Origin of the sequence: Nocardia sp. NPDC059240 (genome assembly GCF_042753865.1) — a bacterium.
GTDB lineage: Bacteria > Actinomycetota > Actinomycetes > Mycobacteriales > Mycobacteriaceae > Nocardia.
In genome coordinates, this window is sequence record NZ_JBHZAC010000002.1 from 1 (window position 1) to 18,891 (window position 18,891).

Below are 18,891 nucleotides of genomic sequence, written 5' to 3' on the forward strand. Positions count from 1 at the left end.
CTCTCTCGAGGGTGGGCCAACAAACCACCCCCCCGACGTGTTCTAGGTACGCCCTGCACTCCAACCCCTGGGGCCCCGCCCTTTTGTCGTTGCGGGCGCCCCACTTTTTTCAGAAGACCACGGCGTTCAGGCGATGGATGAGTTCTGGAACTGCGCCAGCAATTCCCAGGACCAGGTCAGGCTGCCGTTGGCCAGGTCGGCGAGAACGCCTTCGAGCCAACGGAGTTCGGCGGCGGTAACGGCGCGCTGGAATTCGTCCTCGAGCATGGTGATGCGGGGCAGGCCGTACTGCTGGGCCTGCTCCATACCGGATTCGATCTCCTCGAGGTTGGTGCGCAGGGCCGCGGCGCGCTTGCCGAATTCGACGCGGGCGGCGTCGGGGTCGAGCAGCATCAGGAATGACAGGGCCGCGGGGAATTCCGGGAATTCGTTGCGCGGGGTGCTGACCATCTCGTTGATCCAGGCGAGGCAGGCGGTGCGGCCCGCGTCGGTGATCTCGTAGACCGTGCGCTCCGGGTATTGCTGATCGCGTCCGGTCTCGCGGACGGCGACGAGCCCGGCCTCCTGCAGCCGCGCGATCGTCTTGTAGAGCTGGGCGCGCTGGCCGACATTGACGACCTTGTCCTTGCCCCACTCCTTGATGCGGCGCTGGATGGCGTAGGGGTGCATCGGTTCCAGGTGCAGGATGCCGAGCACTGCCATGGCCAGGGGCGAGCGCTTGAACGGTGTGGCCTGGGTCGATGCTGTCATGCCCCCAATCTTACTAGGTGCTCAAAAACTAGTTTCTCCGCACTAGTTGCCAAGAGACTAGTTTGTGTGCCACTATTGAGGAGCAGGCGAACCCGACCAGCACCACACTCCGAAAGGACGAGGCAATGAACGCCATCGACACCACCAAGGCCACCGTCTCCACCACCGCCGCCGACATCGTCAAGATCCACGCGGACCACGTCACCGAGAAGCACCTGGGCGACTGGACCCACGCCAAGTCCTTCGAGGTGAAGGCCCGCTACGGCAGCGTCGTCATCGACCTGCGCTCGCCCTGGATCGAGGGTGAGCAGGAGATCGTGGTGAACGCCGACCTCGACCACGCCATGGTCAAGCTGCTGGTCCCCGAGGACGCGGTCATCGACGCCTCCGGCCTGGACTGGACCGGCCGCGGCAAGGTGAAGGACATGTCCCGCCCGCAGGATGCCGCCGGTCGCGTCATCCGTCTGGTCGGCAGCAGCACCAAGAGCGAGTTCCGGATTCACCGCGGCGGCATCGCGGTCCTGTCGGCGCTGTTCAGCCGCGAGTTCTTCGAGGACGCCAAGCAGGCCCGCAAGGAGGGGCGTACCCCGACCCTGCTCGACCCGGCCAACGCCCCGCGCTGATCGCCCGCCGAAACCGGCATCGGCCGGCGGCGGCTGCAAACGCCGTCGGCCGCAACCAGCCCGAATGACGAACCAATGGCCTGTCCAGCTAGTCAGTTTGACTAGCTGGACAGGCCATTGTTGTCTGGATCACACTCCGGTGCTTGCATCGAGTCATGTTCACGGAGGCTCAGCTGTATTCGCCGGTCACCAAAGGGGCCGACGGCGATGTGACGGTGCACTTGAGCGACGAGCATCCGGGTGTGCACGATCTCGCCTACCGGGCCCGTCGCAATGCGATCGCCGCGAAGGCGCTCGAATACCGGCCGGGGGAACCGGTCCCCCACGTCGACTACACCGACGAGGAGCAGGGGGTCTGGCGGATCGTCTCCGCCGAATTGGCCCGCAAGCGCGAACGGTACGCGTGCCGCGAGGTGATCGATGCCGCACAGCGGCTGGCACTACCGTCGGATCACATTCCACAGCTGGATGAGGTCTCCGCGAAACTGGTGCCGCTCACCGGATTCCGCTACGCACCCGCCGCAGGGCTGGTGCCGTTGCGGGACTTCTTCGGCTCGTTCGCCGACCGGACGTTCCACTCCACCCAGTACATTCGCCATCACTCCGCCCCGCTCTACACCCCCGAGCCGGATGCCGTCCACGAAATCCTCGGGCACGCAAATCAATTGGCCAGTCCGCGCTTCGCCGCCGTCTACGAGACGGTCGGCGCGGCGGTGGCCCGGCTCGAGACGGCGCGGGCGCTGAAGTTCCTGGCCGACGTGTTCTGGTTCTCGATGGAGTTCGGCGTTCTGCGCGAGCACGGCGAAATCCGTTGCTACGGCGCTGGATTGCTGTCCTCGTTCGGCGAGATCGAGGAGTTCCGCGCGGCCGAGTTGCGCCCCTTGGACATTCACGCCATGGGGACCATCGCCTACGACATCACCCACTACCAGCCGATTCTCTACTGCGCCGAATCCGTCAGCGAGATCGAGGATGTCGTGGGCGGCTTCTTCGAGACCATGACCGACGACACCGTGACGCGACTGGTGAGCGTGAAACAGGTCTAGAGGGGCATCCCGGCTTCGAGGAATTCGATGACCCGGATGATCTGGTCCGGCCCGAACGTCTCGTAGTCGATGAAGCTCAGCATCGCGCCGCTCAATGCCCCGGCGAAGATGCGCACCTCGAAATCGCCGGGCGATCGGCCGGTTCGGCGGGCGACCAGTTCGGCGATCAGTTCGTTGCTGCGCTCGAGTTCCCGCGCGACCGCACCCCGCAGTTCCGGAACCGAGGACAACAGGCGCACCCGCTGCTTCTCGAACTCCCGGTCCTCGGGGTCGAGCTCGGCGAACGACTCCACGGTGGCCTTGCGGAAGGCCGCCAGCACGGACAGCTCGGCGGGCTGGGATTCGAAGGACGCGATCATGAACGGGTCCAGATCGTCGGCCGTGGCGACCTGTTCCTTGGACGGGAAGTAGCGGAAGAAGGTGCTGGGCGAGATGTCGGCGGCGGCGGCGATCTGCTCGACCGTGGTCTCGGTGTAGCCCTGTTCCCGGAACAGCCGGAACGCCTCCATCCGAATGGTGCGGCGGGTGCGTTCCTTCTTGCGTTCACGCAGGCCGCCCCCGGCCACGGTCTTCACCGGGGCCGGGGGCGGTGCGGAGGCAGTCTCAGCCGACATGGACCGATTGTCCCGCATCGACATCGAGAACTTCGGCAGACTCCTTGCCACGGATCACGAAGGCCGCCAGGATCGCGGCGACCGCGCAGATCGCGGCGCACACCCAGAGCATGGCGCTCATGCCGTCCATGAAGGCCGACTGCACGTGGCCCAGCAGCACCTGGTCGCCGAGCTTGCGGGCCACGCCGACACCGGCATTCACGCCGTCGGAGATGGGCGCGCGATTCAATTCGCCGAGGCTGGAGCGGTATTGGGTGGACAGGACGGTGCCGAGGATGGCGACGCCGATGGTGCCGCCCGCCTGCCGCAGTGCTTGCAGCAGCGCCGAGCCGGAGCCCGCCCGCGCGGGGTCGAGGTCGTTCATGGCCGCGCTCATGGCCGCGGGCATGACGAATCCCATTCCCGCGCCGATCAGGACGAGCGCTCCGGCAGCCAGTCCGTAGCCGCTGTCCACACTGATCACGGCACCCAGCCCGATGCCTGCGGCGAGCAGCACGAAGCCGGTCACCACCGCCACGCGCATCCCGAACTTCGGCAGTACCTTGTCGACCAGCCGGGTGCCGATCAGGAGTCCGCCGATCATGGGCAACAGGCGCACACCACTGCCCAGCGTGTTCACGCCGAGGACGGCCTGGAAGTACTGCGGCATGGTGAAGAAGAGGCCGAACATCGCGAAGTTCGCCAGCACCAGGAACACGGTGCCCCAACGGAATCCGGACTCACCGAACAGCGCGAGATCGACCAGCGGGTGCGCCGTGCGGCGCTGCCGGAGCACGAATGCCGCGCCCAGTACCACGCCCGCCGCGATAGCGGTCCAGGCCACGGGATCACCCCAGCCCTCCTGGCCACAGCGGATGAAACCGTAAGTGATGCCGAGCATTCCGGCTGCCGACAACACCGCACCCGGCAGGTCGATGCCGAAGGTGCTGCCGCTCTTGGATTCCGGCACCAGCGCGGCCACCGCGCTCGCGCCGACGATCACCAGCGGCACATTGAGCAGGAAGACCGAACCCCACCAGTAGTGCTGCAGCAGCCAGCCGCCCACGATCGGGCCGAGCGGCAGGCCGATGGCGGTGGAGGTGACCCAGATGGTCATCGCACGCTGCCGGTCACCCGCTTCCGGGAAGAGGGAGGGCAGCACCGCCATGGACAGCGGCATCATGACGGCCGCGGCCAGACCGAGCACCACGCGTGCCGCGATGAGCTCGCCGGAGGTAGTGGCGAAGGCGCAGGCCGCGGATGCGACGCCGAACAGCAGCAGCGCCGCGAGCAGGAACTTCTTGCGTCCGTAGCGGTCGCCCAGCGCGCCGGCCGGGAGCATGAAGGCGGCGAGGGCCAGGGTGTAGGCGCTGCTGAACCACTGCAGCGCGGAGGTATCGGCGTGCAGGTCGACCGAGAGGGTGGGCAGCGCGACGGTGAGCACGGTGACATCGAGACCGATGGTCAGCATTGCGACCGCCAGGGCTCCCAGCGCCAGCCAGCGGCGCACTCCCTGAGCTTCCATGACAGATCCAATCATTTGAGTGTTACTCGATAATGAGAGAGTCTCTCATTTCATAGAGACTGTCAATTCTTGTCATGTCATGGGCTCGGGACGGGTCTTGTCATGGGCTCGAGACAGCGCGAATGGGGTGTGTCACCATTCCGACTTCTGGTACTGGAGTCCCAGATGCTTGTCGCGACATGAAGATGTCGTACTGATACCGTCGTGCGGTCCGTTTTGAGATCTTCGACCCCCCAACGGGTCTGGACAGGTGAGGCACGAAATGACCGACCAAGCAACCGAATCCGTCGCCGAGACCCCGCTGCATCTGCAGGGACGCGACGCCGTCATCGCCGCCGCGGCTCCCGAGGACTGGCGCGAGGGCGCCCCCGACTACCACCTGAGCAAGGAAGTCATCCCGGTCGAGCGCTCCACCCAGCACGCGCCGGATTCCTTGGAGCACATCGTCGAAGAGCTCGTGAAGGTCTTCGAGATGGAGGTCTCGCACAAGAAGGATCCGGCCAAGTGGGTCTCGGTCGTGGCCGAGCACTACCGCGGCCAGGTCAACGGCGGCCAGTGGCAGGACGCCGAGGAGTTCGCGCGCATCGGGTCCTACAACATCCTGATCGGCGAGAACCCCTTCTACGACGTGCAGGGTGAGGACTTCGAGTCCTCGCACCACATCTTCCACACCGCGTTCCCGGGCGGCTTCTTCTGGGAGGTGACCGAGGTGCTGGCCGGCCCGCCGACCGTCACCTTCAAGTGGCGGCACTGGGGTCGCTACGAGGGTGAGTACAAGGGCCACCAGCCCACCGGCGAGCTCATCGAGATGACCGGCATCACCATTGCCAAGGTCTCCGAGGACCTGCGCATCCTCGAACTCGAGCACTTCTACGACAACAACAAGCTGCTCGGCCCGCTCGCCCACGGCTGCCCGGTCAACCACACCGCGAACTAGCCTGCGCGACAGCGTCTTTCACTTCGGCGAGCCCCTGATCACACTGCCCACGCGATCGGGGGCTCACTCGCATCCACCCTGCGCGGCGACACGACCACAGCATTCCTGTGAACCATCGCGCGCCCGGGTGACCGGTCGGCGTTAAAGTCGGGCGCGATGAGTATCCGCAGGTATCCGCACCGCACCGCCGCGATGGCGGCCGCCGTCCTCGCCGCTGTGGCCGGGCTCGCCTTCGCGCCGCTGCCGGGTCTCGCGACGGCCCAACCGTCCACGACGACAACGCCGTTCACGACGCCCAATACCGACAGCTGCCCGAACAAGACGTCCCCGCCGCCGCCCATCGACACCTCCGAGGTGCCCGAACCCGGGCAGACGGCCCCGGCGGCGCTGCCCATTCCGAGCAGCCCGGTCGGCGGCAAGCAGCTGGGCGGTTGCGGGGTGATCCTGCCCTCGGGCGCGGGAGCGCTGCCCGAGGGCATCTCGGCCACGGCCTGGGAGGTGGCCGATCTCGACACCGGGAAGGTGATCGCGGCCAAGGATCCGCACGGCCGCTACCGGCCCGCCTCCACCATCAAGGTGCTGCTGGCCTCGGTGGCGATTCCGGCGCTGGATCTGAACAAGACCGTGGTCGGCACCCAGGACGACGCCAATGCCGACGGCACCCGGGTGGGCATCGGGGCGGGCGGGCACTACACCAACAAGCAGCTGTTCCAGGCCCTGATCATGGCCTCGGGAAACGATGCCGCGCATGCCATCGCGGCGCAGCTGGGCGGGGACGACGCGACCGTCGGGAAGATGAACGCGCTGGCGAAACAGTTGCAAGCGTTGGACACCCGGGCCGCCACCCCGTCGGGCCTGGACGGGCCGGGCATGAGCATCTCGGCCTTCGATCTGGCGCTACTGTTCCGGCACGCCATGACGCTGCCGCTGTTCGCGGAGCTGATCCACACCGAGCAGGTGGATTTCCCCGGCTTCCCGGCCGATCCGAAAAACCCTGACGACAAGGATCATCCGGGCTTCCCGATCGCCAACGACAACCATCTGCTCTACGAGTACGACGGCGCGATCGGCGGCAAGACCGGCTATACCGACGACGCCCGGCAGACCTTCGTTGCCGCCGCCGAACGCAACGGTCATCGCTACGTGGTGACGTTGCTGAAGGCGGATGTGCGCCCGTTCCGTCCGTGGGAGCAGGCCGCCAAACTCCTCGACTATTCCTTCGCGCTGCCCAGCGGCGCGAACGTGGGCAGCATGCCCGACGAGAATTCGAAGACGCCGAATTCCTCGGTGGCCCTGGCGAGTCCACCGGCCACCGACGACGCCGTGCCCGGAGGTGACCTGCGCGGCGATCAGGCCACCGGAAACAATCACACGCTACGCATGGTCCTCATCGTCGGTGGCGTGATCCTGGTCGTGGTGCTGCTGCTGGCCGCGCGCCGGATGAGCCGCCGCCGCTGAGGTCAGCGGCGGCGCAGGGTCGAAAGCGCGGTCGCCGCAAGGGCTCCCGCACCGAACAGGGCCGCACCCGTAGCGGTCGAGAGCCCGCCGATGGCCGCGCGTGGCCGGATGACGGCCGGGGCGGGCGGCGGGATGTCGGCGGGCACATCGTTTTCCGAGGCGGTGGCGGCCCAGGCGGTGGCGAACAGGATGATCCGCGCGGTGAAGTAGCTGAAGACCATCAGGCCGATGATGGGTCCGAAGACCGCGCCCGCCGGGCCGTTGACGACCGTTTTCAGGATGACCGAGGCGAGTTGCTTGAACGCCTCGAAGATCACCGCGGCGATGAGTGCGGCTTTGGCTGCGCTGCGGAAGGTGACCGGATGCCGTGGCATGCGGGCGATGATCCACACGAACACCGCCCAGTTGGCCAGGATGGCCAGCACCAGGGATGCGATGGTGAGCAGGATCTGCACCCAGCTCGCCTCATGGATGTGCAGCCGCTTCAGCAGCGTGTTGATCAGCCCGCTGGAGGCCAGCACCGACAGTCCGATGGAGACGTTGAACGCCACGAACAGTCCGACCAGTGCCAGCAGGTCGGAAGCCTTGGATACGAACCAGTTCCGTGGTTTGAACGGCTGGTCCCACTGCTCGGTGAGCGCGGCACGCAGGTTGGCGATCCAGCCCAGTCCGGCGTACAGACCGGTCGCCAGACCGATGCTGCCGACCCCCGCACGCGACGACACCGCCTTGTGGATCAGATCATTGATGGAGCTGCCCGCCGCGCCCGGAATGTTCTCCACGATCTTGTTCTGAATATCGGTGAGCAGCTGCGGATTCCGCGACAGCACGAACCCCGCCACCGCGAAACCCACCATCAGCAGCGGAAACAGCGACAGCACCGTGAAATACGTGATGCCCGCGGCGTAGTAGTCACCGCGCTGCCGCTGGTAGCGTCCGCCCGCGCGGACCACATGATCCAGCCAGGGCCGCCGCTGGATCTGCCGTTCGATCCACGCCTTGACGTTCCCGACAACCTTCCCGAACACCGCCCACCTCCGCCACCGTGCGCGGCGGACGGCCGGAGTCAGCGGGCCAGGAAGCCCACCCGGTCGTACACCTGCGCGAGAGTCCGCCCGGCGACCTCCCGTGCCCGCTCCGCGCCGGTGGCCAGGATACGGTCCAGTTCGCCCTGGTCAGACATGTATTCTTCCACCTTCGTCCGCAACGGTGTCACGAACTCCACGAGTGCGTCCGCCGTGTCCGACTTGAGGTCACCGTATCCCTTACCGGCGTAATCCTGTTCGAGCGTGACGATCGGGGTGTCGGTGAGCGAGCTGAGGATGACCAGCAGATTGCTGATGCCCGCCTTGGTCTCCGGGTCGTAGCGGATCTCGCGCTCGGTGTCGGTGACCGCGGAACGGATCTTCTTGGCCGAGACCTTGGGATCGTCGAGCAGGTTGAGCAGGCCCGCGGCGGTGGTGGCCGACTTGCTCATCTTCGAGGTGGGATCCTGCAGGTCGTAGATCTTGGCGGTGCCGGTCACGATGTGCGGCTCGGGCACCACGAAGGTCTTCTTGTAGCGAGTGTTGAAGCGCTGCGCCAGGTTTCGGGTCAGCTCCAGGTGCTGGCGCTGATCCTCGCCGACCGGCACCAACTGGGCGCGGTAGAGCAGGATGTCGGCGGCCATCAGCACCGGGTAGGTGAACAGGCCGACGGTCGCGTTGTCCGCGCCCTGCTTCACCGACTTGTCCTTGAACTGGGTCATCCGCCCGGCCTCGCCGAAGCCGGTGATGCAGTTCAGCACCCACGCCAGCTCGGCGTGCTCGGGGACCTGCGACTGCACGAACAGCGTCGACTTCTTGGGATCGACCCCCAGAGCGAGCAGCTGCGCCGCCGAAATCTTGGTCCGCTTGCGCAGCTCCTTCGGGTCCTGCGCCACCGTGATGGCATGCAGGTCCGGAATGAAGTAGAAGGCGTCGAATTCGTCCTGCAGCCGCACCCAATACTGCAGCGCGCCAAGGTAGTTGCCGAGGTGGAAGGAATCGCTGGTGGGCTGGATTCCGGACAGTACCCGCTGCTTACGCTCAGCAGTCGCTTCAGGACTCGACATGCCTCGATCTTCGCATGTCGGCTAAGCCGAATTTCTGGCCACCCAGTTGCGCGGATCGACCCCCGGCATGCTGGTGCGGCCGGAGCCGACGAGCTGTTGTTCACGGCGGGTGACCAGCTTGTAGAGGGGGTAGCTGGGGCCGGTCATGGGGGTCGCGAAGGGGTTGCCGACCAGGGGCGGGGAGACATGGGCGGTGCGGATGGCACGGGACAGGGCGCGGTAGGCCGCTTCCTCGCGCAGACTCCAGCGCAGCTCGTACATGTCGCGGATGCGGCGCGGCAGGCTGCCCTGGACCAGCAGGTTGAAACCGGACATGGCCTGCTGCACGGGCATCGGGAGGGGGTGGGCGATGCGCTGGCCCATGAGGTACGAGCCGACCAGTTTGGCCTCGTCGGTGAGGAAGGGCTCGTCGGAGGCCAGGTAACCGTCGAAGTAATCGCGGAATTCGCGGTAGGTATAGGGCGCGGCGCTGCGCGGCATGCCGAACAGCTCACCCCAGCGCACATAGTCCTGGTAGAGGCCCTCGCGTTCGGTCGGGGTCAGACGGCGGACCAGCAGATCGTGCATCACCTCGGCCGAGTCGAAGGTGAAGGCCATGGTCATGAACATCAACTGCGGGTCGTCGGCGGAGTAGTGGGTGCCGGCCGGATTGGCCATGCCCGCGCCCTCGGGCAGCACACCCTCGACCGGGGCGTGCCGCTTGCGCGTGAAAGCCCGTGCGCGATCGGCCTCCTCGCGGGTGCCCAGGGAGACGGCCTCGAACAGGCGGCCGGTCAGGGCGAGACGGGTGTAGGGGGTGGTCCGGTGCTGGGTGTTCTCGGCGGTGCCGACGTAGAGCAGCGGATGGACCGCGCCGATGACCAGGGCCCGCTGCCCGTAGGTCAGGCCGACCGCGCGCCGACGCATGACGCGTCTGATCATCGAGTCGTCGGAGAAATAACCGCTCTGAGCCGCACGTGCAGGCACCGTTGCCTCCTCATACTGTGATGCGAAGCACCGCATCTGGAAACAGAGTCCCCCAGATCCCGGATTCTGGCAAGGTCTACTGCCAGAATCGCTGCCGTGCCAGAATCGGTTCGTGACCGGCCAACGGACCTACGGTGGAATCTCCGCGGACGAGCGCCGCACCCAGCGCCGCACCGCCCTGCTCGACACCGCCCTCGACATCCTCGGCACCCAGGGCATCGACAAGCTCACCGTCTCCGCCCTGTGCTCGGGCGCGGGCCTCAACGAGCGCTACTACTACGAAAACTTCGACGGCCGCGACGCCGTGCTCTCGGCCCTCTTCGACGCCATCGCCGAGGAACTGGCCGCCGTCCTGCTCGCCGCGGTGCACACCGCCCCCGACGACCCGCGCGCCAAGGCCCACGCCGCCATCACCGCGGGCATCGGCGTGCTCACCGACGACCCCCGCAAGGCCCGGGTCGCCCTACTGGTCAGCACCTCGACCCCCGAATTACGCACCCGCACCACGCATACCATCAAGGCCTTCGCGAATCTCGTTGCCGCCGAAGGCATCGACTTCTACGGCCTCACCGAGGCCGACCCGACCCCGGTAATCGGCTTCCGCGCAACGTATCTCGTGGGTGGCCTGGTCCAAACCCTGAGCGCCTGGCTGGAAGGCGACCTCCCGATGACCCGCGATGAACTCATCGCCGCGACCACGGACGTCTTCGTGCTGCTGGGTGAGGATCTGGCGCGGCAGATCCGGCGCTGAGCCGGGACCTCAGCGCGCGAACGCGACCACGGCCGCACCGTCGCCCTCGGCGGATTCCACAGAGCAGTAACCGTCCCCGACGGCGAAGGGCACCTCGGACCCGGCCTTGTCCGGAATCTCTTGCATCCAGCGAACTTTGCCGGTGTGCGCCTCGATCGCGCGCAAGGTTTTGTCGGCCAGCAGATAGCAGATACCGTCCGCGGCGTATCCGCCCGCCTTGCCCGCCCGGCCGCCGTCGGAGACGCCCAGGCTCCACAGCGGAGCGGCATCCCCGCCGGGACGCATGGCGTGCAGCTTGTCACCGTCAGACAGGTAGTAGACGTCCCCGCCGCCGAAGAGCACGTCGGTCGGATAGGGCAGGGCGGGTGTGGTCCACAGGGCCGCACCGGTTTTCGGGTCCAGTCCCGAGACCGTGTGGAGGCCGTCGGTGGCCAGCACGGCCCCGTCCACCAGACCGGATCCGATGGTGGTGCCGGAGATGCCGGGGTCGCCCGCGCGGGACCATACGGTCGCGCCGGTGCCCGGATCGAAGGCGGCGATCTCGCCACCGCCGGCGGTACCGCGGCTGTAGAGCAACCCGCCGTCGGGCACCACGAGTCCGTCGGCCGGGCAGGGCACCCGCCAGCGCACACTCTCGGCGCGCAGATCGACGGCCCATATTTCACGTCCGCCCTGGTCGTGGTCGGCGGCGATCAGGTACAGCACCCCGTCCCTGATCCCGAACGCTCCGACGAGGGCGGCACCGTCGGGCGCGTCGAAGGACCATTTCCGCTGCCCCGTGGCCAGATCCACCGCGACGGCCCGGTTCACGGCATCGGGTCCCGTCTCGCAGACTACGAGCGCATCACTCCAGAAACAGGCTCCCGTCGCGATTCCCGGCGTGCTGAACGGCGCTCGCCACAGCTCCCGCCCGCTCGTGTCGTCGAGTCCCGCGAGCCCCGTCTCGGATTCGACCACGACCCGGCCGGTCGCGGCCCGCAGCCCCCGCACGCGACCGTCCGTCTGGTACTTCCACGCGATGGTTCCCGCCGCGGCCGTCACCACCGCCGACCGCGATACGGCGCAACCCGCGGCTCCCGCCGCGATGAGAATCGCCCCGCCCCGCAACACTTTTCGACGATCGATCAACGCCTACCCCACTCACTGGACACACTGTCGCCGACTATAGGGGTAAGCGGCCTCTCTCAAATACGAAACCGCCCGGCCTTTTCGGATCGAAAAGGCCGGGCGGTCTACGGAACTGCGACTAGCTGGTGGCGCCGGTCTTCGGGTCGAGCGCCAGCGTGGGCTGCGCGGCGGCCTTGAAGTCGAACAGGGCGTCGAGCGTGCCCGCCTTGTCGTCGAAGGAGTCGTCGCCGATGCGGCCGATCTTCCAGTTGTCCTCGATGAACTTCAGGACCGAAGCCTGGTCGGTGACACCGTGGTCGACGAAGTTGGCCTTCGAGTAGGGCGAGATGACCATCAGCGGCACGCGCTGGCCGTACCCGCAACGACCCTGGTACTTGGCCGGATTCGCCTTGGCGTCACCACAGGTGCCGGGCGAGGTGTAGCCGTCCTGCTCGGAGGCGGAGTTCATGACCAGCTTCGGGGCCTGGTGGTCGTACCAGCCGTCGGAGTCGTCGTAGGCGATGACGACCGCGGTGTCCTTCCACTCCGGCAGCTTCTGCAGGTGGTTGATCGAGTCCACCAGGAACTGCTGCTCGTCCAGCGGGTCGGAGTAGGCGGCGTGGCCGTCCTGGTAGCCCGCGGCCTTCAGGTAGCTGACGGCGGGCAGGTTGCCCTTGTCGGCGGCGGCCCAGAAGTCGCTCAGGTCGTACTGGTGGTTGGCCTGATCGGTCTGGCCGATCTTGTCGACCGAGGTCGGCGGCAGGTGGTGCGGGTTGGCCGTCGACTGGAAGTACTGGAACGGCTCGTGGTGGGGGATGTAGTCGCCCTTGGTGTCCCAGCCCTTGTCACCGGTCTTGGCGCCGGTACCGCCCAGTGCAACACCCACATTGTGGGTGGCACCGCAGACGGCCTTGCCGTCCTTGGTGTCGGTGGGCTTGAAGCCGCCCTGGAAGAAGCCCCAGGAGATGTTCTTCTTGTTGAGCAGGTCACCGACATTGGTGCCGGTCATCTGCACGGTGTCGCGGCTGGAGCAGTCGTCGCCGTAGGGCTGCGGGTCGCCGACCACGGTGCCCTGGCCGTTGCCGGCGTTCTCCAGCACGGTGTCGACGGGGAACGGCTGACCCGGCTTCGGCGGCTCCATCTTGGTGACGCCGTGGGTCTGGCCCGCGACCAGGTTCAACGCGCCGACCGTGGACGGACCGAAGGTGGAGGTCCAGGAGTTGTCGCTCATGGCGTAGTGCTGCGCGTAATTCCACAGCGCCGTCACCGAATTGCCGTCGTAGTAGCCCATGACCAGGCCCTGCGGACCGTAGGTCGGCGGCTTGCAGGCCGCGCCCTCGGAGACGTTGGTGTGCTCGACGAACTGGTCCATCTTGCCGCCGTTGAGGGCGAGCTGCTCGTCCTTGTACTCGTGGTCCTGGTCGCAGGTGATCTGCTGGTTCGGACCGCCGAGGCGCACGGGCTGCGCCTTGTTCGGGTTCTTGGTCAGTAGGTCCGGCGTCAGGCCGTTCACGCTCGGCGTGTTCGGCAGCGCGGTGAACTTGGTGCCGTCGGTGTTGGCCGCGTTCGGGTAGGTGCCGAAGTAGTGGTCGAAGGAGACGTTCTCCTGGAAGATCACCACTACGTGCTTGATCGGGGTCGCGGTGTCGGTGTCCGGGGCCGCCTTGTCGGACGACGACGAACAACCGGTGGCGCTCAGCGCGACGAGCGCGGTGAACGCGGCGGCAGCGCGGCTTCGTTTACCGAAGCGACGACGAGCCGAGGCGGACATGGAACCTCCAGGGTCGATCCGGATCGCGTCAGGCCGCGATCACATAGCGAGACCATTGCAGCGGTTATGACCTGTTTGTTCGACCGCAGGTTAACGGGAGTGGAAACTCCGGTGAATCAAGAATTCCGGGATTCGGGGTCCAAAACTAGAGGTATTACCGGCAATCCGGGCGGAGGCGCGTCCTGCAGCACCACCCGGAAGGCCACGTCGCGCTTCGCCCACGCCGCCGCGGCGTCCGCCATGGCCTCCGCGAACCAGCCCCGCTCCCCCGGCTGCTGATCCAGCATCAACGCCGCATTCCGCACGACGATCACGTATCCCTGTGCGCCCCCGACGAATTCATCCAGGTCACGCAGGCATTCGTCGAACGCGTCCTTGTTCTCCCCGAAGTAGTAGGGAAACTGGAACGCCGCCGCGAACTCGTCGAACACCTCCGCGACCGTGCGCATCTTGCGGCCCCGCAGTTCGCGGGAGACGAACCCGTCCGGTATCCGGTAACTGACGCCGGAGAATTCGGCCGCCCCGACCGGCAGTACCCCGAGCACGGGGGCCGCAGCCTTGCGCGCGGCGACATCGGAAGCGGCGGAGAGGAACTGCGACAGCGGCATCGGCTGGGTCATGTCAGCGCATCCTCGTGAAGGTTTTGTAGTGGTCGCCCGTGTAATAGGCCGAACCGTCGCTGCCGGTGATGATGCGTTCGGCGTCGCGGCCCTGGCCGGGCTGCTTGGGATTCACATCCCATTCCTGATAGTTGACGGCCTTGCCGGACGAATCCTTGCGCGGCAGGCTGCCATCCCGGTTGTTCCAGGTGTCGCCGCCGTGCGTGCCGGGCGAGTTGGCCGAGCCGGGCCAGCGCCCGGCGTCGATCTCGACCAGGGTCTTGTAGGCGCGGTCGGGAACCCCGGCCACCTTCGTCGGCGCGACGGACTGATCCACGACGCCGGGCGCGCCCGGCTTCGCGGTGGTCCGGACCGTCGAGGTGGCAACGGCTTTGGCGCCGTTGCTGTCCTTGTGTTCGCTCGCCCTGTTGGCCACGAACGCGACGAGCAGCAGCAGCACCGCGACGCCCAGCGTGAGCCAGGCGCGCGTCTTCTTGGAGACGTTCATCGGTACTGCACCGTCACCGGCGCGTGGTCGGACCAGCGCTCGGCGTAGGTCGCGGCCTTCTCGACCACGGCCTGCTTGGCGCGCCCGGCGATATCGCCGCGCGCCAACTGGTAGTCGATGCGCCATCCGGCGTCGTTGTCGAAGGCGCGGCCGCGGTAGGAGTGCCACGAGTACGGGCCGGGGACACCCGGATTCAGGTCGCGCACCACGTCCCGGTAGCCCGCGGCCAGCATGGACGACACCCAGGCGCGTTCCTGCGGCAGGAATCCCGAGTTCTTGACGTTGCCCTTCCAGTTCTTGATGTCGAGTTCGGTGTGGCCGATATTCCAGTCGCCCATGATCACGAACTCGCCCGGGTGCGCGAGCATGCGCGCGCCGATGGCGTCGAGGAAGCGGTACTTCTCGTCCTGCATGGGGGTGTCGGCTTCGCCGGTGTGGACATAGACGCTGGCTATGGTCAGGTCGTCGAAGTCGGCCTCGACATAGCGGCCCAGGGTGGCGAATTCCTCGACGGGAGACCAGGTTCCGTCTTCGAGGAGGCCGACGCCGACACGCACGGCGTCGGGTTCCTTGCGGGACAGGATGGCCACGCCCGCGCGGCCCTTGAGCCCCGGCTCGGCATGGCTCAGGAACCACCCCGCATCGAGTGCGGGCGCTAGCGCGCTACGCGTTTGCTCATCGGTCGCCCGAGTCTCCTGCAGGCAGACGATATCGGCCTCGGTCGCGGCCAGCCACTCGAGCAGTCCCTTGCCCGACGCGGCACGCACCCCATTGACGTTGCACGTACTGATGATTTTCGCCACTTCACGACCGTACAATGCGGCTTACCGACTCTCTTCACGGACATCGAGGTCCAGGAAGGGGTGACGACGATGACGTCAGGCACCGTTAAGCCCTCCACCCCGCCCGCGCCCCTGCGCGCACTCCACACCGGCTCCGGTGAACCACTGCTCCTGTTGCACGGGTTCATGATGTCCCCGCATTGCTGGGAGCAGGTGGCGCAGCGCATGGCCGGCCATTGCGAAGTGTTCGCTCCGGCCTTCGCCGGACATTGGGGCGGACCCGATTTCGACGGCTGGTATCTCGATATCAGCGCCCTTGCCGACCGCGTCGAGGACCAGCTCGACGAGATGGGCTGGCGCACCTGCCATATCGCGGGCAATTCGCTCGGTGGCTGGGTGGGCTTCGAACTGGCGCGGCGCGGCCGGGCCCGCACGCTGACAGCGATCGCTCCGGCCGGTGGCTGGCAAACCCCCTCCACGCAGCAGTTGCGGATCGGGTTGAAGTTCCTGTCGCTGGTGCCGTTGGTGGAGATCGGCAAGCATCTGCCGCATGCGGTCGCCTACAGCGCACTGGCCCGGCAGGCGGTGGCGATGCTGCTGACCAAACACACCTCGGCGGCCTCGCGCGCGGGCATCGAAGCAGCCATCACCTCGGCCATGCACTGCAAGGCCATGCTGCCGATGCTGGTGAGCGGCCTGCGCTTCCCGGCACTCGAGGACCTCTCGACGCTGCGCACGCCGGTGCGGCTGCTCATGTGCGAGAACGACCGCGTCATCCCGAACCGGGTCTACGCCCGCCGATTCCTGGAGGAACTCCCGGAATCAGCGGACCGCATCCTGGTGCACGACGTGGGTCACGTCCCCATGCTCGAGGCCCCCGACCGCATCGCGACGCTGATCGCCGAGCACGTCTACGCCTCCCGCACCCGCCTGCGCGCGGTCTGACGGGTCAGCTCGGCGGAGGCGGTGGGGTCGGAGCGCCGGACGGGACCGGAATCTTCGGGAACTCCAGGGAGTTCGGCCGGGCGACGGCCTCCGTCACCGCCTCGGTCCGGGTGACGCCCAGCGCACGGTCGCGGGCCGCGCCCGGATCCCAGCCGGTGGCAACGACTTTGGTCTGCACCACGATGGCGATCAGCAGGATCACCACGCCGATGGCGAGCGATGCCAGCACCGCGCCCGCACCGCCGAGTTTGGCGGCGGTGCCGATCGCGGTGCCGAACCAGCCGAAGTCGGCGTCACCGAAGGTGGTGTTCTCCTCGCCGAAGGGGCCCAGCACCTTCAGCAGGATGGCGGGCAGGAAGGTGATGAGGCAGCCGTTGACGAACGCGCCGCACACCGCGCCGCGGCGACCGCCGGTGGCATTGCCGTAGACGCCGGCCGCACCGCCGGTGAAGAAGTGCGGTACCAGACCGGGCAGCACCAGCGCCCAGCCGAAGAGCGGGTTGAAGATCCAGCTCAGCAGGCCCAGGCTGACCAGGCCGCCGACGAAACTGCTGATGAAGCCGAGCAGCACGGCGTTCTGCGCGTACGGGAACACGATCGGGGCGTCCAGCGCCGGAATCGCCCCGGGCACAACCTTTTCCGCGATGCCCTGGAAGGCGGGCACCAGCTCGCCGAGGATGGTGCGGACACCGAAGAGGATGACCGCCACCGCGATTCCGAAGGCCAGACCCTGCCCGACACCCTTCATCAGATAGTTGCCGACGTTCGTCGCGCCATTGTCGAAGGCTTTGAATGCCGTGTCCTGTCCCGCACGCGCCAGGTAGGCCAGCGCCAGCACCAGATACAGCAGCACCATCGACAGCGCGGTCGCCACCATCGAATCCCGCAGGAAGCGCAGCCCTTCCGGCAGATCCATCTCCTCGGTGCTGCGGCTGCGCTTGCCGACCAGCTGCCCGGTCGCGCCCGCCGCGATATAGCCCGCGGTGCCGAAATGCCCGATGGCCACCTCGTCGCCGCCGGTGATCCGCCGCGTATACGCCTGCGCCAGCGCCGGGAACGACACCATCACGATGCCCAGCAGAATGCCGCCCGCGACCACCACCACCGGCGTGGACAGGCCCGCCACCGCCAGCACCATGGTGAGCAGGGTGGCCATGAACAGCATGTGGTGGCCGGTGAGGAAGACGTAGCGCAGCGGCGTGAACCTGGCCAGCACCAGGCTGATCGCGAAGCCGAGGATCATCAGCCAGGTCACCTGCGCGCCATACTCTTTCTGCGCGATGGCGACGATGGCCTCGTTGGTGGGGATGACACCGTGCGCGCCCAGCGCACCCTGGATCATCACGCCGAGCGGTTTCAGCGATTCCACCACCAGTCCCGCGCCCGCGCCGATGAGCAGGAACCCCAGCGTCGCCTTGATGGCACTGCCCGCCACCTGCCCCGCCGATTTGCGCAGCGCGATCAGGCCGACGGCGGTGATGATGCCGATCAGATAGGCGGGCTGACTGAGGATTTCGTTGACGACGAACTGGGCGATGGCCAGTACGACATTCATGCTGCCCGCCTTCCTAGACGTCGAAGAGTTCGCGCAGAGCGTGGTCGACTTCGCCCGCGCTGGTGAAGTTTTCGATCACGCGCACCGGAATGCTCAGATCACCAAGAGTTTTGGCGATCTCGCCGGAGGTGAGGACGGCGACGGCCTCGCCCGCCTTGCCCTTCGCGGAGATGGTGTCGGTGGCCTCGACGGTGATGTACGGCGACCAATGCCAGCGGTCGAGCACGGATTCGAGGGTGCTCTTGAGGAACAGGCTGGTGCCGACGCCGTTGCCACAGACGGTGAGAATCTTCAGCGGGCCGGAGCGTGGGCGGCCGGTCGGTACGGCGGAAACCTTTGCTGGGGCCTGCTTTTCGGACTTGCCCGCCGCGATGGCAGACTCGTCCAGCAGCAGGGCACGCAGCTGACGCGGCGTCTGTACGGCACGCAGCACTTCCTCCGCGCCCGGCTCCAGCAGCACCTTGGCGAGCGCCGCCATGGCGTCGGTGTGCACTTCCGAGTCGGCGGCGGCCAATGCCACCACCAGATCGACCGGGTCGTTGGGGCTGTCGAACTCCACCGGCTTGTCCAGCCGCACCCACGACATTCCGGTGCGGTGCACCGCCGGTGACGGCCGGGCGTGCGCGAAGGCGAAGCCCGGCGCGATGACGATGTAGGGCCCGTTCTCCTCGACATTGCCGATCATTTCCGAGGTGTACTCGGGCGTCGTCACGCCGGTGGCGACCAGCAAATCACCGGCGACGCGTATCGCCGCCCGCCAGTCGTCGGCGTGACCGTGCAGCTCGATCGCTTCCGCAGGGAGCAAGTCCACCAGCGAGGTCATGCCTGGATCCTCGCACGAATCAGCAATCGGCAAATATCCGGCACACCGGACGGTCATCCG

General features: G+C 67.1%; 19 protein-coding genes. 6 read left to right on the forward strand and 13 right to left on the reverse strand.

Annotated elements, in window-relative coordinates; all coding sequences use genetic code 11:
• Positions 1 to 126: 126 nt before the first annotated feature.
• Positions 127 to 750, reverse strand: coding sequence for a PadR family transcriptional regulator (locus ACFXHA_RS05995; protein WP_379353494.1), 624 nt, complete (start codon positions 748 to 750; stop codon positions 127 to 129).
• A 125-nt stretch (positions 751 to 875) separates the two neighbouring features.
• On the opposite strand from ACFXHA_RS05995, the gene ACFXHA_RS06000 reads away from it, so the two are divergent.
• Together ACFXHA_RS06000 and ACFXHA_RS06005 are read left to right on the forward strand one after the other, a co-directional pair.
• The gene (locus tag ACFXHA_RS06000) at positions 876 to 1,373 is read left to right on the forward strand and encodes a hypothetical protein (protein ID WP_379353496.1); all 498 of its coding nucleotides are present in this window, start codon (positions 876 to 878) and stop codon (positions 1,371 to 1,373) included.
• Positions 1,374 to 1,528: 155 nt separating this feature from the next.
• Entirely contained in the window at positions 1,529 to 2,419 is an 891-nt protein-coding gene (locus ACFXHA_RS06005; RefSeq protein WP_379353497.1) for a phenylalanine 4-monooxygenase, read from the forward strand.
• Here the strand turns inward: ACFXHA_RS06005 and ACFXHA_RS06010 are convergent.
• Together ACFXHA_RS06010 and ACFXHA_RS06015 are read right to left on the reverse strand one after the other, a co-directional pair.
• The gene (locus ACFXHA_RS06010; RefSeq protein WP_379353499.1) at positions 2,416 to 3,033 is read right to left on the reverse strand and encodes a TetR family transcriptional regulator; all 618 of its coding nucleotides are present in this window, start codon (positions 3,031 to 3,033) and stop codon (positions 2,416 to 2,418) included. The genes ACFXHA_RS06005 and ACFXHA_RS06010 overlap by 4 nt on opposite strands.
• The gene (locus ACFXHA_RS06015; RefSeq protein WP_379353501.1) at positions 3,023 to 4,537 is read right to left on the reverse strand and encodes an MFS transporter; all 1,515 of its coding nucleotides are present in this window, start codon (positions 4,535 to 4,537) and stop codon (positions 3,023 to 3,025) included. Before ACFXHA_RS06015 ends, ACFXHA_RS06010 begins: the two co-directional genes overlap by 11 nt.
• Positions 4,538 to 4,799: 262 nt before the next feature.
• Between ACFXHA_RS06015 and ACFXHA_RS06020 the strand changes: the two genes are divergently transcribed.
• Both ACFXHA_RS06020 and ACFXHA_RS06025 read left to right on the forward strand, forming a co-directional pair.
• Positions 4,800 to 5,474 carry a SnoaL-like polyketide cyclase gene (locus ACFXHA_RS06020; RefSeq protein WP_379353503.1) on the forward strand — a complete coding sequence of 225 codons (675 nt, stop codon included), beginning with the start codon at positions 4,800 to 4,802 and terminating at the stop codon, positions 5,472 to 5,474.
• A gap of 156 nt (positions 5,475 to 5,630) precedes the next feature.
• Positions 5,631 to 6,932, forward strand: coding sequence for a D-alanyl-D-alanine carboxypeptidase family protein (locus ACFXHA_RS06025; RefSeq protein ID WP_379353505.1), 1,302 nt, complete (start codon positions 5,631 to 5,633; stop codon positions 6,930 to 6,932).
• A 2-nt stretch (positions 6,933 to 6,934) separates the two neighbouring features.
• On the opposite strand, the gene yhjD is transcribed toward ACFXHA_RS06025, so the two are convergent.
• Genes yhjD through ACFXHA_RS06040 form a run of 3 tightly spaced genes read right to left on the reverse strand, consistent with a single transcriptional unit; the run spans position 6,935 to position 9,990 of the window.
• Positions 6,935 to 7,960 (reverse strand): inner membrane protein YhjD, encoded by a 1,026-nt coding sequence (gene yhjD / locus ACFXHA_RS06030; protein ID WP_379353507.1) that lies wholly within the window; start codon positions 7,958 to 7,960, stop codon positions 6,935 to 6,937.
• A 38-nt stretch (positions 7,961 to 7,998) separates the two neighbouring features.
• Positions 7,999 to 9,024 carry a tryptophan--tRNA ligase gene (gene trpS, locus ACFXHA_RS06035; RefSeq protein WP_379353509.1) on the reverse strand — a complete coding sequence of 342 codons (1,026 nt, stop codon included), beginning with the start codon at positions 9,022 to 9,024 and terminating at the stop codon, positions 7,999 to 8,001.
• A gap of 21 nt (positions 9,025 to 9,045) precedes the next feature.
• Entirely contained in the window at positions 9,046 to 9,990 is a 945-nt protein-coding gene (locus ACFXHA_RS06040) for an oxygenase MpaB family protein (protein ID WP_379353510.1), read from the reverse strand.
• Positions 9,991 to 10,102: 112 nt separating this feature from the next.
• Here ACFXHA_RS06040 and ACFXHA_RS06045 point away from each other — a divergent pair, with 112 nt between their 5' ends.
• Complete coding sequence (locus tag ACFXHA_RS06045) at positions 10,103 to 10,741, forward strand: TetR/AcrR family transcriptional regulator (RefSeq protein ID WP_379353512.1); 639 nt, start codon at positions 10,103 to 10,105, stop codon at positions 10,739 to 10,741.
• A gap of 9 nt (positions 10,742 to 10,750) precedes the next feature.
• Here ACFXHA_RS06045 and ACFXHA_RS06050 read toward each other — a convergent pair whose 3' ends face one another.
• The 5 genes from ACFXHA_RS06050 to ACFXHA_RS06070 form a co-directional block, all read right to left on the reverse strand.
• Positions 10,751 to 11,851, reverse strand: coding sequence for a PQQ-binding-like beta-propeller repeat protein (locus tag ACFXHA_RS06050; protein WP_379353514.1), 1,101 nt, complete (start codon positions 11,849 to 11,851; stop codon positions 10,751 to 10,753).
• Between the two features lie 136 nt (positions 11,852 to 11,987).
• Positions 11,988 to 13,619 (reverse strand): phospholipase C, encoded by a 1,632-nt coding sequence (locus ACFXHA_RS06055; protein WP_379353516.1) that lies wholly within the window; start codon positions 13,617 to 13,619, stop codon positions 11,988 to 11,990.
• A 116-nt stretch (positions 13,620 to 13,735) separates the two neighbouring features.
• On the reverse strand, positions 13,736 to 14,239 hold the full coding sequence (locus ACFXHA_RS06060; protein ID WP_379353518.1) for a barstar family protein: 504 nt from the start codon (positions 14,237 to 14,239) through the stop codon (positions 13,736 to 13,738).
• Between the two features lies 1 nt (position 14,240).
• Positions 14,241 to 14,726 (reverse strand): ribonuclease domain-containing protein, encoded by a 486-nt coding sequence (locus ACFXHA_RS06065; RefSeq protein WP_379353520.1) that lies wholly within the window; start codon positions 14,724 to 14,726, stop codon positions 14,241 to 14,243.
• A complete protein-coding gene (locus ACFXHA_RS06070) occupies positions 14,723 to 15,529 on the reverse strand; it encodes an exodeoxyribonuclease III (RefSeq protein ID WP_379353522.1) in 807 nt (268 codons plus the stop codon). Before ACFXHA_RS06070 ends, ACFXHA_RS06065 begins: the two co-directional genes overlap by 4 nt.
• 69 nt (positions 15,530 to 15,598) lie before the next feature.
• Between ACFXHA_RS06070 and ACFXHA_RS06075 the strand changes: the two genes are divergently transcribed.
• Positions 15,599 to 16,453, forward strand: coding sequence for an alpha/beta fold hydrolase (locus tag ACFXHA_RS06075; protein WP_379353524.1), 855 nt, complete (start codon positions 15,599 to 15,601; stop codon positions 16,451 to 16,453).
• A gap of 4 nt (positions 16,454 to 16,457) precedes the next feature.
• Here ACFXHA_RS06075 and ACFXHA_RS06080 read toward each other — a convergent pair whose 3' ends face one another.
• A complete protein-coding gene (locus tag ACFXHA_RS06080; RefSeq protein WP_379353526.1) occupies positions 16,458 to 18,008 on the reverse strand; it encodes a PTS ascorbate transporter subunit IIC in 1,551 nt (516 codons plus the stop codon).
• 13 nt (positions 18,009 to 18,021) lie between these two features.
• Entirely contained in the window at positions 18,022 to 18,831 is an 810-nt protein-coding gene (locus tag ACFXHA_RS06085; protein ID WP_379353528.1) for a PTS sugar transporter subunit IIA, read from the reverse strand.
• Between the last annotated feature and the right edge of the window lie 60 nt (positions 18,832 to 18,891).